This window comes from Elusimicrobiota bacterium (assembly GCA_040757695.1).
Taxonomy (GTDB): domain Bacteria; phylum Elusimicrobiota; class UBA8919; order UBA8919; family UBA8919; genus JBFLWK01.
Genome location: JBFLWK010000052.1, coordinates 1 through 16,105, shown reverse-complemented (window position 1 = coordinate 16,105; position 16,105 = coordinate 1). Strand labels below are relative to the sequence as shown.

Sequence of the window (16,105 nt, the reverse complement as noted above, 5' to 3'; positions counted from 1 at the left end):
AGAACTATTCAGCAATGCTAAAAAAGTACGGTCACTATTAAAATAGGTCGATTTGCAAATGAACATTAAAGTTGTTCCGACGAAGTCATGTCAAAAAACAGCGTTTTCACGCATTTTTCAGGTTAATATTTTTTTCTCTACTATTCACCAAAATCTTTCGGAAACATAAAACCCAGAGATTTTTCATCCCCTATTTTATTATCGCACATTTCCCATGTGTTTTTATATCTTTATATCCTTCTTTCTTGGCTCTGATTGTATAGATGTAAACACCACTTGCTACATTGGAAACCGGAAAACCGCGGGAAACCGGGACGTCCTACTTTTTCATACTTTTTCAAGAAAAAATTCTTCTTGGCTTTTTCCTATAAAAAAGAACTTCTATAAAAAATTTATCGTGGACGAAACTTCTGAATCCTGTGATTATCCGTGTCTGCTATATAAACATTACCATACGAATCAATCGCAATACCAGAAATGCATAAAAATTGACCGTTTTCGCCACCTGCTGTTCCAAATTCCGCAATAAATTTTCCATTTGATGTATATTTTTCAATCTTATTATTCCCACCGGTTGTCAAAACATTTCCTGTTAAATCAACCGCAATGTATCTTGGATGACCTCGCTCCCATTTTAGTATAAATATTCCGTTTGATGTAAATTTTTGAATTCTGTCATTCCAGGTATCTGTAACATAAATATTATCAAATGCATCAATTGCAATTCCCCCAAATGCTAAATTAAAAGACCCATCGCTTGTGCCTTGATTTCCCCATTTTAAGATAAATGTTCCATTTGAAGAAAATTTTTGTATCCTATGATTTCCTGTATCTGCAACATATACACTACCAGATGAATCAAGCGCTATGCCTATTGGGTTTGTAAATTGACCATCAGCCCAGCCATAACTTCCCCATTTTGTAATAAATGTTCCATTTGAAGAAAATTTTTTAACCTGGTTATTATCTGTTATATAAATATTATCTGATTTATCAACTGTTATGCCCTGCGGACCAGTAAATTGACCATCACCGCTACCCTGGCTTCCCCATTTTAAGATAAATATTCCATTAGAATTGAATTTCTGTATTCTGAAGTTACCTGTATCTACAACATAAACATTACCTGATGAATCAACTGCAACACCTGTCGGGCGATCAAACTGACCATCGCCTGTGCCTCTTGTTCCCCATTTAGTAACAAATTCAAGAAATATTTGTTTATCAAGTTCTTTTATTTCTTTTTTTATAGCATTTATCCAGCCAAATGATATACCGCCCCATTCATCATCAGCAAAAATACCAGCAAAAAGATGGAAATTAAAAAACCAAGAGATTAAAAAATTAATAGTAAACACAAAAATTAAAATTTTACGCATTTTTTTACTCCTCTTAATAAGTTAGACATATTTATTTATCAATTTCATATATAATATCATTAACAATTTCTTCTGCAACAATTTTCATTTCATCAGGATCTTTTGCTCCTTTTGTTTTATTAAAAACTATCTCGCTTGTTTCAACATCAACAACTCTTATACTTATTTGATATTTGCCCATAAGTGTCCCTACCCTTCCTAAAACCATTTTATGGACATTTAACAATCTTCCAATTTGAACCGCACATTGTTCATCCGTGCATCCTGACATCTGAAATCCCAATTCCTCCATAACTTTATCAACGTCCCTTCTTTCAGCAACTTTAAATACTTTTGAATTTACAAGTGCCTCTCTAACAAACTCTGCTACAAAAATTGCATCAGATCTTGATACTTCAACCGCTTCAAAATCAGCTACCGCTATATTTATTTTCTCCTTTATCTTTTCTTCTCCTTCTACTTTTATTTCTTTTCTTTTTTTCAACTCTTTTCTTAATTCTTCAGTCCTTTTTCCTTCCTGTTTTATTTTTTCTTCATCTTCTCTACTTATTTTCTTTGTGGACAAAGTATGAAAATATAAACTCACATTATACACCCCACACCACCTAAAAGTGTCACCACCTTCTGGTTTTGTATTCTCTAAATAAATTAATCCCAGCCCAATTTCAGTTGCCAAACTTATTCGTTTATTAAGAAAAAATTCAAGACCAAGGAAACCTCCGGAAGTTACGCCCCATCCTTCAGTTTTTTCACCCTTGAAAGACACCCAGTTACCTTCTCCAGCTAAATACACTATTAACTGGGAACTTGGGTTAAGATAAAAACTGAGTCGTGGACCTAAAAGATATATTTCAGAACCAAACTGACCATGCAAATCCACAGCCATCCAGTCGAGCAATCCTCGTCTGATAGAAATACCTGGATATGTTAAACCCAACGCCCATCGTCCTTTAATATGACTTTCTGCCAAAATATTTTGGGAGAGACAGAAACACCATGAAAGGATTATACATATTCCAAATTTCTTTATCATCAACAAAGTCCTAAAAAGATATTCAGAAGCTATATTCTACGCCACTTCAAGTGGCGGCCAAACCGATGCTAAAGCATCGTAGAAAACAGCTTTTACCAAAAATCTTTTTCATATTATACCTAATATCTCTTTTACGAGTTTATCGTCTACTTTTTCGTAATATGCTGGCTCTATTGTATAGGTTGCTCTACCCTGTGATAACGAGCGTAATTGAGATGAGTAGCCGAACATTTCACGAAGTGGCACATAGCTGTCAATAGTATGAATTTTTTTATTTACTGATATGTTTTCAATTCTACCGCGGCGTGAGTTTATATCAGCCAGCACATCGCCTAAATAATCTTCAGGTGTTATAACTTCCAATTTCATTATCGGTTCTAACAAAACCGGCATTGCCTGTGAGAGTGCATTTTTGGTTGCAATTGATGAAGCCATCTTGAATGCGATATCAGATGAATCAACCTCGTGATATGTGCCATCAAGCAGTGTTACTTTTACATCAACCACGGGGAAGCCGCCAAGCGGACCTGTTTCAAGTGCCGAAATAATCCCTTCTTCAATTGCTGAAAAGAATTCTTTTGGGATACGGCCTTCTCTTATCTTATTTATGAATTCAAACCCTTTTCCTTTTTGATTGGGCTCAACGGATAATACAACATGTCCGTACTGCCCGTGTCCGCCTGTCTGGCGGATAAACTTCCCTTCTGCTTCTGCGATTTGTAAGATTGTTTCTTTGTATGCGACATGCGGCTTGCCAACATTAGCGACAACTGAGAACTCGCGTTTCATCCGTTCTACAAGCACCTCTAAATGCAACTCACCCATCCCGGAGATGATTGTCTGACTTGTTTCCGGGTCAACTTTTAACTTAAAAGTTGGGTCTTCTTCAGCCAATTTAGCAAGTGCTTTTGCTAATTTTTCGTCATCTGCTTTAGTTTTTGGCTCTATAGCCAGCCATATAACTGGCTCAGGGAATTTGATATTTTCTAAAATTATTGGTTGCTGCTCGTCGCAGAGTGTATCGCCTGTAAATGTTTTTTTGAACCCGACGACACCTGCGATATCGCCGGCTGATACAAACTCTACTTCTTCACGGTCGTTAGCGTGCATTTTGACCAGTTTTGCGATACGTTCCCGAACACCGCGAGTAGCGTTATAGATTGAGCGACCTCGTTTTATTTTGCCAGAATATACTCTGATATATGTAAGCCGACCTACAAACGGGTCGGTTTGAATTTTGAATGCCAGTGCAGCTGCGGGTTCTTGTTCGTCTGTTTTTCTTGTAATTATTTTGTTTGTTTCAGGCTCGGGCGCTGTAATTGGTGGAATATCTACAGGGGAAGGCAGATAAGAAACAATCGCATCTAACAAAAACTGGACACCTTTATTTTTGAGTGCTGCGCCGGCTAAAACAGGTACTATTCTGTTTGAGATTGTCAGTTTTCTAACTGCATTTATTAGTTCAGCGTCAGTAATTTTATCTTTACCACTCACAAATTTATGCATAATAGTTTCGTCTGCTTCCGCTGAAATTTCTATCAGTTTTTCTCTATATTTTTTAGTAATCGGTTTTATATCTGCTGGAATTTCTATCTCTTTAACTTGTGTGCCTGTCTCATCAATATATTGGAACGCTTTCAATGTTAGCAGGTCAACAATCCCGGAAAATGTATCCTCAATTCCAATTGGGATTTGGAGTGGTAATGGATTTGTATGCAGTTTTTTTGTCATTTGTTCTATAACATTAAAAAAATTAGCACCGACTCTATCAAGTTTATTGATAAATGCGATTCGTGGAATTTTGTACTTATCTGCCTGATGCCAAACCGTTTCTGACTGTGGCTGAACACCGCCAACACCACAGAAAATTACAACTGCGCCATCAAGCACTCGTAAAGCGCGTTCTACCTCAGCGGTAAAATCTACATGACCTGGTGTATCAATTATATTTATCTGTTTATCACGCCAGAAACAACTCACTGCAGCGGATGTAATGGTAATCCCACGCTCTTGCTCCTGGTCCATCCAATCGGTAACGGTATTACCATCGTCTACATTACCCATTCTGTGAATCTTACCTGTATAAAAAAGGATTCGTTCGGTAGTAGTTGTTTTACCAGCGTCTATATGTGCTATGATACCTATGTTTCTGATGGTGGTTATATTACTCATCTGTGTAATATTACTCATTTGTGTAATATAGGTTTCTTTTTCAATTTCTAAAACAGGCATATTCTTAATTCTTAATTCTTAATTCTGTCTTTATTACCAGCGGTAGTGTGCGAATGCCTTATTTGCCTTACGACAGAATTTTATCACCATCTATAATGTGCAAACGCTTTATTTGCCTCTGCCATTTTATGTGTATCTTCCCGTTTTTTTACTGCGCTACCTGTATTATTAAACGCATCTATTATTTCTAACGCAAGCCGTTCACACATTGGTTTTCCTTTTCGCTGTCTGGCGTACATCAAAAGCCATCTAACTGCTATTGTGATACCGCGTAGCTGTTTTACTTCAACTGGTACCTGATAAGTTGCACCACCTACCCGCCGAGGTTTCACTTCTAACAGTGGCCTGACATTTTTGACTGCTTTATCCAATACAGTTATCGGTTCCTGTTTGGTTTTCTCCTTGATTATATCCATTGTTTTGTAACAGATTGTTTCTGCATGAGAACGTTTACCTCTTTTTAACAGATTAGCGACTAATCTGGTAATGATAGTATTTCTATATTTGAAATCCGGTTTTAGTGGTTCTTTTTTTATTTTTTTTGCTTTTCGTGACATATTAGTTTAGAGTTTAGAGTTTAGAGTTTAGAGTTTAGAGATAAAAACATTTTGACTTTTCTCTAAACTAAGTTCTCTCAACTCTAAACTGCTTTTTATGGTGCTGGTGCTGGTGATGGTGTTTCCTGTTTTACTACTCCTTCTTTTGGTTTTTTACTACCATATTTTGACCGACCTTGATTCCTACCTGTTACACCTGTAGTATCAAGTGTGCCTCTAATAATATGGTATCTTACACCTGGCAAATCTTTTACTCTGCCACCTCTTATTAAAACGATAGAATGTTCCTGGAGGTTATGTCCGATACCGGGAATATACGCAGTCACTTCAAACCCACTTGTTAATTTTACCCGTGCTACTTTTCTCAATGCCGAGTTAGGCTTTTTAGGTGTTACTGTATAGACCCTTGTGCAGACACCTCGGCGTTGTGGAGACTCACCAAGTGCTGGTGTTTTACTTTTTCGTTTTATAATTTCTCTACCTTGTGTAACTAATTGGTTTATTGTTGGCATAGTAAAAGGGGAAAAGTAATAAGTAACAAGTAATAATGGAGAAGGCAAATTTTACCATTGCCCATATTACTTATTACCTATTACTTATCCCTGCTTTCTTAAATCCTGTACCTGCTGGGATAAGATGTCCTATTATGACATTTTCTTTTAAGCCTGCGAGTGTATCTACGGTTCCTTTCACAGATGCGTCTGTAAGCACTCGGGATGTCTCCTGAAACGAAGCAGCTGAAATAAACGACCTTGACGATAGTGCCGCCCTAGTTATTCCTAAAAGGACTGGCTTTGCGTCTGCTGGGGTACCTTTTTTGGCTTCTATTCGTTTATTTTCGGCATCAAACTCAAACTTACTAACTATTTCACCGACGAGGAACCCGCTATCACCCGGTTTTTCTATCTTTACATTCAGCAGCATCTGTCTTACAATTACTTCAATATGTTTATCATTTATAGTGACACCTTGTAGCCGATAAACCTCTTGAATCTCATTTACCAGGTATTCCTGAACACCTTTGATATCCAAAATATCCAGGATATCATGCGGGTCAATAGAACCATCTGTGAGCGGCTCTCCAACCGCTACTCGGTCGCCATCATAAACAATCAGATGTTTATCCTGGGGAATATGGTATTCCCGTTTCATTCCAGTATCACTTTTAACAGTAACGCTGATTGCACCTTTTTCAGAATTGATTTTTACTTCACCTTCTATTTCAGCGACGATTGCGACATTTCTAGGTTTTCGTGCATCAAAAAGCTCACCTACTCGTGGTAGCCCGCCTGTAATATCTTTACTTTTTGTGTATTCTTTCGGGATTTTAGCAATTACATCGCCTACTTCAACTGGCTGATTATTATCAATAATAATATGTGTTCCAACTGGCAATGGATATGTAGCAACTTTTCCACTCTTTTTTGACGGGTCGGTGACTACTATTTGTGGATTCAGTTTTGTCCCACGGTGTTCCACAATTACTCGTTCTTTTTGGTTTGTAATTTTATTTTCTAACATATGCATAGTTGAGCCTTCAACTACATCTTGAAGTTGAACTTTGCCAGCGTGTTCTGTAATAATCGGACTGGTGTACGGGTCCCATTCTGCAACAACTGTACCTTTGGCAATCTTTTTTTCAGCAATAAATTTTATTTCCGCACCATATGGAATTTTATAACTTTTCTTTTCTTTACCACTAACAAGTTGCATCTCAGTATTTCTGGAGACGACTATGAACCTACCGGAACGGTTTTTTACATATCGCATATTAAAAAATTTTACAGTTGAGTCCTTATCAGCCGTAATGTCTGCTTCTTTTATTATTCGGGACGCGGTCCCGCCAATATGGAATGTTCTGAGTGTCAACTGTGTTCCCGGCTCACCAATTGATTGCGCTGCCATAATACCGACTGCTGTACCAATTGTAACCGGTTTGCCAGTTGCGAGGTCCAACCCGTAACATTTTGCGCATACACCATTTGTGGTTTCGCAGGTTAATACCGACCGAATCCGGATTGTCTCAATACCAGCGGCTACTATTTTTTTTGCCTGCTCTTCTGTTATCAGTTCATTCTCTTTAATAATCAATTCTTCTTTATACTCGCCGTCTGGTGTCTGTATAACGCCAACCACATTATCTAATGCGCATCTGCCAACAATCCGTTCTGATAGCGATTCTATTGCTTCATCAGCTGATACAATCGCACCTACTTTTATACCGTTTATAGTTCCACAGTCATCTTCTGTAATCACAACATTATGTGCAACATCAATCAGCCGTCTTGTAAGATAGCCCGCTTCAGATGTTTTCAGTGCGGTATCTGCGAGCCCTTTTCTACCGCCATGTGTTGAGATAAAGTATTCCAGAACTGTCAGCCCTTCACGGAAATTCGCTTCTACTGGTTGTTCAATAATTTCGCCAATCTGACCTGTGAGCCGTTTTGCCGGTTTTGCCATAAGTCCGCGCATCCCGCCAAGTTGCCGAACCTGTGCTCTTGAGCCTCTAGCACCTGAATCTGCCATAATAAATACCGGATTAAACTTGGTTGTTTTTTCATTAAACAGCTGTTTTTCTTGCTGTGCCATTTTATCAAACATGAGGTTACAAATCTCATCAGTTGCGTGTGTCCATATATCAATAACGCGGTTATATCGCTCCAAATTGGTTATGATTCCTTCTCGTGCTTGTTTTTCAATTTCTTTAACATTTTTTCGTGCTGATTTTATGATATGCTGTTTCTCATCAGGCACAACAAGGTCATCAATAGAAATAGAAAGCCCTGACAGTGTAGCATAACGGAACCCTATTTTTTTCAGTTCGTCCAACAGTGCAACAGTCCGGTCATTACCAATTTTCTTGAATGCAAGGTCAATAATGTTTGCAATATCCTTTTTGCCAATTGTCTGATTAAAAAAACCTAATTCAGCCGGTATCACACTATTAAATATAACCCTGCCAACTGTAGTATAATCAGTCCAACCCTCTGTCCCTCTGTCCTTCTGTCCCGTTTCCCTTATTTTATTTATCCCACGGACTTTTATCCTTGCGTGCAGGTCAACTTCTTTATTCTGGAACGCGGTCAGCACTTCATCAGTATCTGAAAAGATTGTTCCTTCGCCTAACACACCTTTTTTAGGTTTTGTAAGATACGCGCAGCCGACAACCATATCCTGTGAAGGTGAAACTACAGGTTTGCCGTTTGAAGGCAGCAGCAGATTATTAGTTGATAGTATTTTTTCTCTGACCTCTTTTATTGCATCTGCAGACAGTGGCACATGCACAGCCATCTGGTCACCATCAAAATCTGCATTGAATGCTGCGCAGGTTAAAGGATGCAACCGGATAGAACGTCCTTCAATAAGAATCGGCTCAAACCCTTGGATGCCGAGTCGGTGCAGTGTTGGTGCTCTGTTCAACATTACCGGATGGTTTTTGGTTATACTTTCTAAGATATCCCAGATTTCAGGTCGCTGTCGTTCTAAAAACCGTTTTGATGCTTTCAGTGATGACACCAGCCCGCGGTTCATAATCTCTCTGATGATGTACGGTTTAAACAATTCAATTGCCATTTCTTTTGGTAGTCCGCACTGGTTAAGTTTAAGTTCAGGTCCGACGACAATCACGCTTCTGCCTGAATAATCAACCCGTTTCCCAAGCAGGTTCTGTCGGAATCGTCCTTCTTTACCTTTAATCACATCGGATAGTGATTTTAGCGGCCGGTTGCCAGCGCCTGTTACAACCTTGCCTTTAGCGCCGTTTTCTATTAGTGAGTCAACTGCTTCCTGCAGGAGTCGTTTTTCATTATGAATCATCAGTTCAGGCGATTTCAATTCCATCAGATGCCTGAGTCGGTTGTTTCGGTTGATTATTCGTCTGTACAGGTCATTCAGGTCAGATGCAGCGAATCTGCCACCTTCCAGAGGAACCAGTGGCCTTAAATCAGGTGGTATCACAGGGATTACAGTCAATATCATCCATTCCGGTTTTAGCCCCGAGCGGATGAACCCATTGATAAGTCGAAGCCGTTTTACTAGTTTTACTCTGTTAGCTTCCGATTTCTCTTCTTTTAGTTCTGCATGGATTGATTTTGCTGTTTTTTCTAAATCCATCTGTTTCACTAATTCCTGTATAGCGGCTGCGCCAATAGATGCTTTAAATTTTAATGACGGCTCGTTTTTATATTTTTGATATTCTTCATCAGTGATTGTTTGTCCTACATATACTGGTAGTTTATTTTCATTTTTTTCTATAGATACAATTATATATTTTGCATAATAAATGACTTTTTCAATGTCTGATAGTTTTATATCTAACAGAGTTGCGAGTTTAGACGGATTTTTTCTTAAAAACCAGATATGTGCAATTGGTGTCGCAAGTTCAATATGTCCCATTCGTTCTCGGCGGACTTTTGACTCTGTAACCTCAACCCCGCATCTATCACAGACAATCCCTTTGTGTTTTACCCATTTATACTTTCCGCAGTTACATTCCCAGTCGTTAACAGGTCCGAAGATTCGTTCACAAAAAAGCCCATCTCGTTCCGGCTTGAATGTCCTGTAATTGATTGTTTCCGGTTTTTTTACCTCGCCATAACTCCATGAATGAATAACATCAGGTGATGCAACCGAAATTCTGATTTTGCTAAACTCGGAATAATTTAGCTGTGGAACTGCTTTTCGTTTCGGTTTTGCCAATTTTAACTGTTTTTTGATAAACTTAGCCATACAAATTACGGCAATTAAAAATTAAAAATTAAAAATTAAAAATTAAAACCAATAATTTAAGATTTAAGATTCAAGATTTTACTATTTGCTATTCGCTATTTCTTAGGTTGCCCTTTGTTGAATTAGTGTTCCAAAACCTTTTTCTAACGCTTTCATCACTTCTTCATGTCGCTTTTCACCCAATTTCAATAATTCAACTATTTCCAAGTGTCGCTGTTCTGAAGTTTCTATTACATCCCTGTGTTGCTGCTTTAATGTTTCCATTACATCACTATGTCGCCGTTCTGCTCTTTCATCCATCTTTAATGTCCTTTCATCCATCTTTGAAAAAAGTTCCTTTAACAGTCCTCTTGTTGCTCTGCCATTATACCAAGCATAGACAGTAAACATTAAGGCAATCAAAGTAATTGCTGTTAATGTGTCCATACTCCACCCCCTAAACTGCCGGGAGTAGGCAGTAGTAAATAGGGAGTAGTAAAACTACTTCCTACTTCCCGCTTCCCACTTCCGACTTGAATGCTTTCTACGAAACTTTAGTTTCGGTTAGAACCGCTCCGATTTATCGGAGCGTAGAATTCCTTGACAGAAGCTATTTCAGCAACTCTATATTCAGTCCTAGAGATTGCAGTTCTTTTACCAAAACCTTGAATGATTCCGGCACACCCATTTGTGTAATCTCTTTACCATTTATTATTGACTCATACATTTTTGTTCTACCGGCGACATCATCGCTTTTGATTGTTAGCATTTCCTGTAATGTATATGCGGCACCGTAGCCTTCTAATGCCCAGACCTCCATCTCACCGAGCCGCTGTCCGCCAAATTGTGCCTTACCTCCTAACGGCTGACGGGTTATCAGCGAATACGGTCCGGTAGAACGCGCATGCATTTTATCATCTACAAGATGTGCTAACTTCATCAAATACATATAGCCGATTGTAATCTTTTCTTCAAATGGCAGCCCTGTTCTACCATCGTAGAGTGTTATTCTGCAGGAATCGTCCGGCAGAAATTTTTCAGATATTCCTTTTGATACAAGATATTTCTTAGCATATGCTATCTGCTGTTTTACTTCTATTTCTTTTGCACTATCAAACACAGGGCAAACCATTTGTGTTGCCATTTGGATACCTGCCCAGCCAAGCATCATTTCTAACAGTTGACCTACATTCATTCTGGACGGAACCGAAAGCGGTGAGACAACCACATCTACCGGTGTTCCATCAGGCAGGTATGGCATATCCTCTAACGGCAGAATTTTGGCTATCACACCTTTATTCCCGTGCCGACCTGAAACCTTATCACCAACCTGCAGTTTCCTGGTTGTAGCGATATAGACCTTAACAATTTTATTCACGCTTACTGGCAGTTCATCACCTGTTTTTAGTTGGTCTTTTTCAAACCGTTCTGCTTTTTTTATTTCTGTAACCCGTTTTTTGAACAGGTCTCTTGCTTTCATAATTTCTAGTTTCTTTTCAGCAGCCGTTGTTCCTTTCCGTCCTTCTGTCCCGCCGTCCCGCTGTCCCTTTGATTTTGATGGCACGGTTCTTATAGATTTTATTGTCTCTGTCAGTACATTTTTTGCTGTTTCAAGTTCAGCTTTATATTTTTTTTCAATCTCTTTTATTCGTTTTTTAGTTTCTTCTTTTGATAATTTCTCTTTTCGGGTAAAAATTTTAACATCGCTTACTTTTCCATATACACCCGGCGGGACCCGTAATGATGCATCTTTTACATCTTCTGCCTTCTTGCCAAAAATTACTCTAAGTAGCCGTTCTTCCGGTGTTGTCTGCTGGTCTCCTTTAGGTGTAACTTTACCAACGAGAATATCATTGGGCTCAACAATACTGCCAACAGTAATAATTCCATTTTCATTTAAATTAAGCAACGCATCTTTTGAGACATTCGGGATATCTTTTGTTATCTCTTCCGGACCCATCTTTGTATCTCTTGCTTCTACTATGAACTCCTGAATATGCACAGAAGTGAACATATCTCCTCTGACAAGCCGTTCTGATACCAGTATAGCATCCTCGTAGTTGTAGCCCTCCCACGACATAAACGCAATTAACAGATTTCTACCTAATGCAAGCGACCCGTTTCTTGTTGCGCCGCCATCTGCTATAATTTCGCCTTTTGTGACAGTATCGCCTTTTTTTACAAGTGGAATCTGGTTTATGCAGGTATCCTGGTTTGTTCGTTCAAATTTTTTGAGTTTATAGACATCAATCTCGCCGGTATCTTTATTCTGGATTGATATCTCATTCGCATTTACACTCAAAACGGTTCCACTTTTCTGGGCAACCACAACTGCGCCGGTATCACGTGCTATTTTCTCTTCTATACCGGTTGCAACTATTCCTTCTTCTGGCAACAGCAGTGGTACCGCCTGCCGCATCATATTTGAACCCATCAGTGCGCGGTTTGCATCATCATGTTCTAAAAAAGGTATCAGTGCGGCAGAAGTAGATACAACCTGCAGCGGTGAGATGTCCATATAATCTACTTTAGAAGGTGATACAAAAATGAAATCGCCATGTAGCCGTGCGGATACAGTATCAGTTGTGAATCTGCCCTTGCTATCAACTGGCGAGTTTGCCTGAGCGATTACCAATTCGTCTTCTTTATCCGCGGTTAGATAATCAATCTGCTCGGTAACCCTGCCGTTTAGCACTTTCCGATATGGTGTTTCTAAAAGCCCGTACTCGTTCACTCTGGCATAGCAGGCAAGCGAGGTAATCAGTCCGATATTAGGTCCTTCAGGCGTTTCAATCGGGCAGACGCGGCCGTAATGTGTGTAATGGACATCGCGAACCTCAAACCCAGCACGTTTTCGGTGTAGCCCGCCGGGACCAAGTGCAGAAAGCCGACGTTTATGTGTTAACTCAGCAAGTGGATTTACCTGGTCCGTAAATTGAGATAACTGCCCTGTAAAGAAAAACCGTCTTACTATTCCTATCACAGGCTGTGTGTTCAGGATTGCGCGGGGTGTTGCCTGCGAGCGGTCTATTGAGTTCATTTTTTCTCTTGTTAACCGAACCATATGCGCCAAGCCGATTCTTAACTGGTTTTCTAAAAGTTCACCAACTGCACGAATTCGCCGATTGCCAAGATGGTCTATATCATCTATTGTTCTATTATCTATCCCATTATTCAAGTCCAGCAGATACTTGATTGTTACAACAATATCTTCAACTGTAAGTGTTTTTTTGGTTTCTTTCGGGAGTTCAAAATTTTTATAAAATTCTGTAAATACATCTTTAAGTTTTTTGTTGATTTTATATCTGCCTACTTTTGACAGGTCATATTTTTTAGGATTATGTAGCAGCAGGTTCTCAAAATAGGTAGTTGCCTGGTCACTACTTACGAAATCCATCGCGCGGTTTTTTCTGTAAATATCCATTATTGCGTCTCGTTTGCTTTTTATCTTATCTAATGCCAGTGTCTCAGAAATCGTTAAGTCCTTTACTACAGAGTCATCTAATTTCAGTTCTGTTACAAGAACAGATATGGCTGATTTGCCGGTTTTTTTCAGAGTAGTTAATAGTTCTTCTGAAATTTTCCGGTTGGTTTCTGCCAAAATCTCGCCTGTTCGGGTATCAACAATATCTTCAGCCACAATCCTGCCAACTGCTGAATTATTTAACGGTATATTTTCTATCTTATAAAAAAGTTTAAGTATTGCCGAATCCTTTTCAATCCCGATAGCACGCAGCAATGTTGTAGCGAGAAATTTGCGTTTCTTATCAATCCTAACCCATAGAATATTCTTATCATCAAACTCAAACTCTACCCAAGCACCCCGATAAGGAATAATTCTAGCAAAATACAATCGTTTACCGTAAATTGAAATCGGTATCTCTTCGTTTTCTTCAAATATCACACCCGGCGAACGATGCATTTGCGTAACTACAATTCGTTCTACACCATTTATGATAAAAGTAGCTTTTTTTGTCATTAACGGTAGGTCACAAACATATACATCCTGTTGTGATATTTCTTTAGGTGCACCTTTTTCTTGTTTCACTAACAGCCGAAATGTCGCTTTTAATGGTGCGGAATAGGTAGAGTCAGTAAGCAGTGCTTCTTCTTCAGTAAATTTAGGTTTGCCTAACTCATATGAAACAAATTCTAAAATGTACTCGCCATTACTGGACGAAATCGGGAAAACATCCAAAAATGATGCTTGAAGTCCTGTAAGTTTTCTTTTTTCAACCGCAATATTTTCTTGCAGGAATTCTTTGAACGAGTTTTTTTGTACTTCTATTAAATCCGGCAGGTCTAACACTTTCGGAATCCCGCCAAAATTGATTCGCTTCATTAAAACCAGTGATTAAGTGATTAAGTGATTAAGTGATTAAGTGATTAAGTGATGGATTGCCACGAGCCAATGAATTGACTCTCGCAATGACATTACTAACCACTAACCACTTATCCACTTGTTAATTCACTGCCTCGTTTATTTTACTTCTACTGTTGCGCCGACTTCAGTAAGTTTCTTTTTGATTTCTTCTGCCTGTGTTTTTGGAATACCTTCTTTTACTGGTTTGGGTGCACCCTCAACAAGGTCTTTGGCTTCTTTTAAGCCCAGCCCTGTCAGTTCCCGCACAACTTTGATTACATTGATTTTCTGGGCACCCGCAGCAGTCAAAATTACCGAAAACTCTGTTTTTTCTTCAGATGCACTTCCCACTCCACCACCACTAGCAGCGGCAGCAGGCACAGCCGCGAATGAAACCGCAGAAACACCAAACTTTTCTTCTAACGCCTTGACTAAATCAGCCAGTTCAATAACAGTCATTTTGGAAATTGCTTCCAAAATTTCATCTTTTCCGTTTGTAGCCATTTTTATCACCCCCTGTTAACAGCAAGTTAAAGGTTAAAGGTTAAAGGTTAAAATTTTGGGATTTTATTTTAATTTATACTTTTAATTTTAACCTTTTATTTTTACCTTTAACCTGCCTTTTTTATCTGTTTCAATACCACCACCAGATTTCTCAGCGGAGTTCTCAGGACATTCATCAACTTTATAAGTGGTGCCAAGATACCACCAGCAACCGCTGCTAAAAGATGTTCTTTGGGCGGTAATTGTGCAATTCTGGAAATTTCTGAACTGGTTAATAATTTGTTCTCATACCAGCCTGCTTTCAATTTTAATTTATTATTTGATTTAGAAAATATAAAAAGTTGTTTGATTGTTTTTACAAGGTCGTCTTTCTCAAGCACAATTGCAGTAGGTCCTTTGAGGTATTCGTCAAATCCGTTAATTTCTATATTTTTGAATACTTTGGCTACGAGCCGGTTTCTAATAACAAACAGTTTGGCATTGAGTATCTGTAATTTTTTTCGTAAATCTTCCAATTCCGAAACTTTCAAACCTTGATAGTCGGCAAGTATAAAGTTTCTTTTTTCTTGGATTTCTTTTTCAAATGTTTTTACAAATTCTTGCTTTTCTTGTTTGGTTTTTATCATACTTTTTTTAAAAAATCTTCTACGAAACTTTAGTTTCGGTTAAAACCGATCAGACCGATGCTAAAGCATCGTAGAATAATTTTTGGTTCTTTCATTATTGTAGTAATATTCTTTTTTGTTTAGACGTCATGACTCCTGAATTAATCAAGAATACTTTCACGTGCTTCTTTAGGTTCAATTTCATGAATTAACTCTTCAATTGAACTATTAACTAAATGCATAGCATAATTTTTATACGATTCAAAAATAAAATTTGTGTATCTTTTATTTTCAATACTAAGACATAAAAAATTACCTGCTGGATTAGTCAACCACATGCTAAATTCTCGGTCCCCTATTATTAATGGATTGCCATATTCTTTAAACGATTTTATTATAAATCGTTCAGTACATCTTTCTTTTATGTTTTTAAGAATAGCAAAATTAGCTGTTATTTTCTCAAAAGGAATTTTTCTATCAAACATTTCTTTTTTTGTTGTTACATAGTTGTAAAGGTAAATGAACTTTTTATCAGATTTATCGTGTAATTTATAAAGATATTCTTCTATAAGATTTAGATATTTTTTTTCAATTGAATTTTTTCTAGCTCCTAATAATAAACTTGCACTTCTTTCAATGATAAACAATCTACTATTACTTTTTTTTATAATTTCAATTGCATCTTGATAAATGTTTTCTTTTTCTTTAATAATTTTTATACTCAT

11 protein-coding genes are annotated in these 16,105 nt (G+C 38.1%); all 11 read right to left on the bottom strand.

Features of this window, described 5'->3' with window-relative positions; all coding sequences use genetic code 11:
- Positions 1–392: 392 nt before the first annotated feature.
- Entirely contained in the window at positions 393–1,379 is a 987-nt protein-coding gene (locus AB1349_09145; protein MEW6557506.1) for a 6-bladed beta-propeller, read from the bottom strand.
- Positions 1,380–1,410: 31 nt separating this feature from the next.
- Positions 1,411–2,412, bottom strand: coding sequence for a CsgG/HfaB family protein (locus tag AB1349_09140; protein ID MEW6557505.1), 1,002 nt, complete (start codon positions 2,410–2,412; stop codon positions 1,411–1,413).
- 108 nt (positions 2,413–2,520) lie between these two features.
- Complete coding sequence (gene fusA, locus AB1349_09135) at positions 2,521–4,584, bottom strand: elongation factor G (protein ID MEW6557504.1); 2,064 nt, start codon at positions 4,582–4,584, stop codon at positions 2,521–2,523.
- Positions 4,585–4,727: 143 nt separating this feature from the next.
- Positions 4,728–5,201, bottom strand: a complete 474-nt coding sequence (gene rpsG, locus AB1349_09130) for a 30S ribosomal protein S7 (GenBank protein ID MEW6557503.1) — start codon at positions 5,199–5,201, stop codon at positions 4,728–4,730.
- 95 nt (positions 5,202–5,296) lie between these two features.
- On the bottom strand, positions 5,297–5,713 hold the full coding sequence (gene rpsL, locus AB1349_09125; GenBank protein ID MEW6557502.1) for a 30S ribosomal protein S12: 417 nt from the start codon (positions 5,711–5,713) through the stop codon (positions 5,297–5,299).
- A 73-nt stretch (positions 5,714–5,786) separates the two neighbouring features.
- Positions 5,787–9,929 carry a DNA-directed RNA polymerase subunit beta' gene (gene rpoC / locus AB1349_09120; protein MEW6557501.1) on the bottom strand — a complete coding sequence of 1,381 codons (4,143 nt, stop codon included), beginning with the start codon at positions 9,927–9,929 and terminating at the stop codon, positions 5,787–5,789.
- Between the two features lie 102 nt (positions 9,930–10,031).
- Positions 10,032–10,355 carry a hypothetical protein gene (locus tag AB1349_09115; GenBank protein ID MEW6557500.1) on the bottom strand — a complete coding sequence of 108 codons (324 nt, stop codon included), beginning with the start codon at positions 10,353–10,355 and terminating at the stop codon, positions 10,032–10,034.
- A gap of 163 nt (positions 10,356–10,518) precedes the next feature.
- A complete protein-coding gene (gene rpoB / locus AB1349_09110; protein MEW6557499.1) occupies positions 10,519–14,250 on the bottom strand; it encodes a DNA-directed RNA polymerase subunit beta in 3,732 nt (1,243 codons plus the stop codon).
- A gap of 138 nt (positions 14,251–14,388) precedes the next feature.
- Positions 14,389–14,775: a 50S ribosomal protein L7/L12 gene (gene rplL / locus AB1349_09105; GenBank protein ID MEW6557498.1), complete on the bottom strand. Its 387-nt coding sequence runs from the start codon at positions 14,773–14,775 to the stop codon at positions 14,389–14,391.
- Between the two features lie 107 nt (positions 14,776–14,882).
- On the bottom strand, positions 14,883–15,401 hold the full coding sequence (rplJ, locus tag AB1349_09100; protein ID MEW6557497.1) for a 50S ribosomal protein L10: 519 nt from the start codon (positions 15,399–15,401) through the stop codon (positions 14,883–14,885).
- 140 nt (positions 15,402–15,541) lie between these two features.
- Positions 15,542–16,105, bottom strand: a 564-nt coding sequence (locus tag AB1349_09095) for a hypothetical protein (protein MEW6557496.1), incomplete at its 5' end; no start/stop codon positions are given.

Coding starts and splice junctions, on each gene's coding strand:
- AB1349_09145 (MEW6557506.1), bottom strand. CDS start 1,379: ATGCGTAAAATTTTAATTTTTGTGTTTACTATTAATTTTTTAATCTCT.
- AB1349_09140 (MEW6557505.1), bottom strand. CDS start 2,412: ATGATAAAGAAATTTGGAATATGTATAATCCTTTCATGGTGTTTCTGT.
- fusA (MEW6557504.1), bottom strand. CDS start 4,584: ATGAGTAATATAACCACCATCAGAAACATAGGTATCATAGCACATATA.
- rpsG (MEW6557503.1), bottom strand. CDS start 5,201: ATGTCACGAAAAGCAAAAAAAATAAAAAAAGAACCACTAAAACCGGAT.
- rpsL (MEW6557502.1), bottom strand. CDS start 5,713: ATGCCAACAATAAACCAATTAGTTACACAAGGTAGAGAAATTATAAAA.
- rpoC (MEW6557501.1), bottom strand. CDS start 9,929: ATGGCTAAGTTTATCAAAAAACAGTTAAAATTGGCAAAACCGAAACGA.
- AB1349_09115 (MEW6557500.1), bottom strand. CDS start 10,355: ATGGACACATTAACAGCAATTACTTTGATTGCCTTAATGTTTACTGTC.
- rpoB (MEW6557499.1), bottom strand. CDS start 14,250: ATGAAGCGAATCAATTTTGGCGGGATTCCGAAAGTGTTAGACCTGCCG.
- rplL (MEW6557498.1), bottom strand. CDS start 14,775: ATGGCTACAAACGGAAAAGATGAAATTTTGGAAGCAATTTCCAAAATG.
- rplJ (MEW6557497.1), bottom strand. CDS start 15,401: ATGATAAAAACCAAACAAGAAAAGCAAGAATTTGTAAAAACATTTGAA.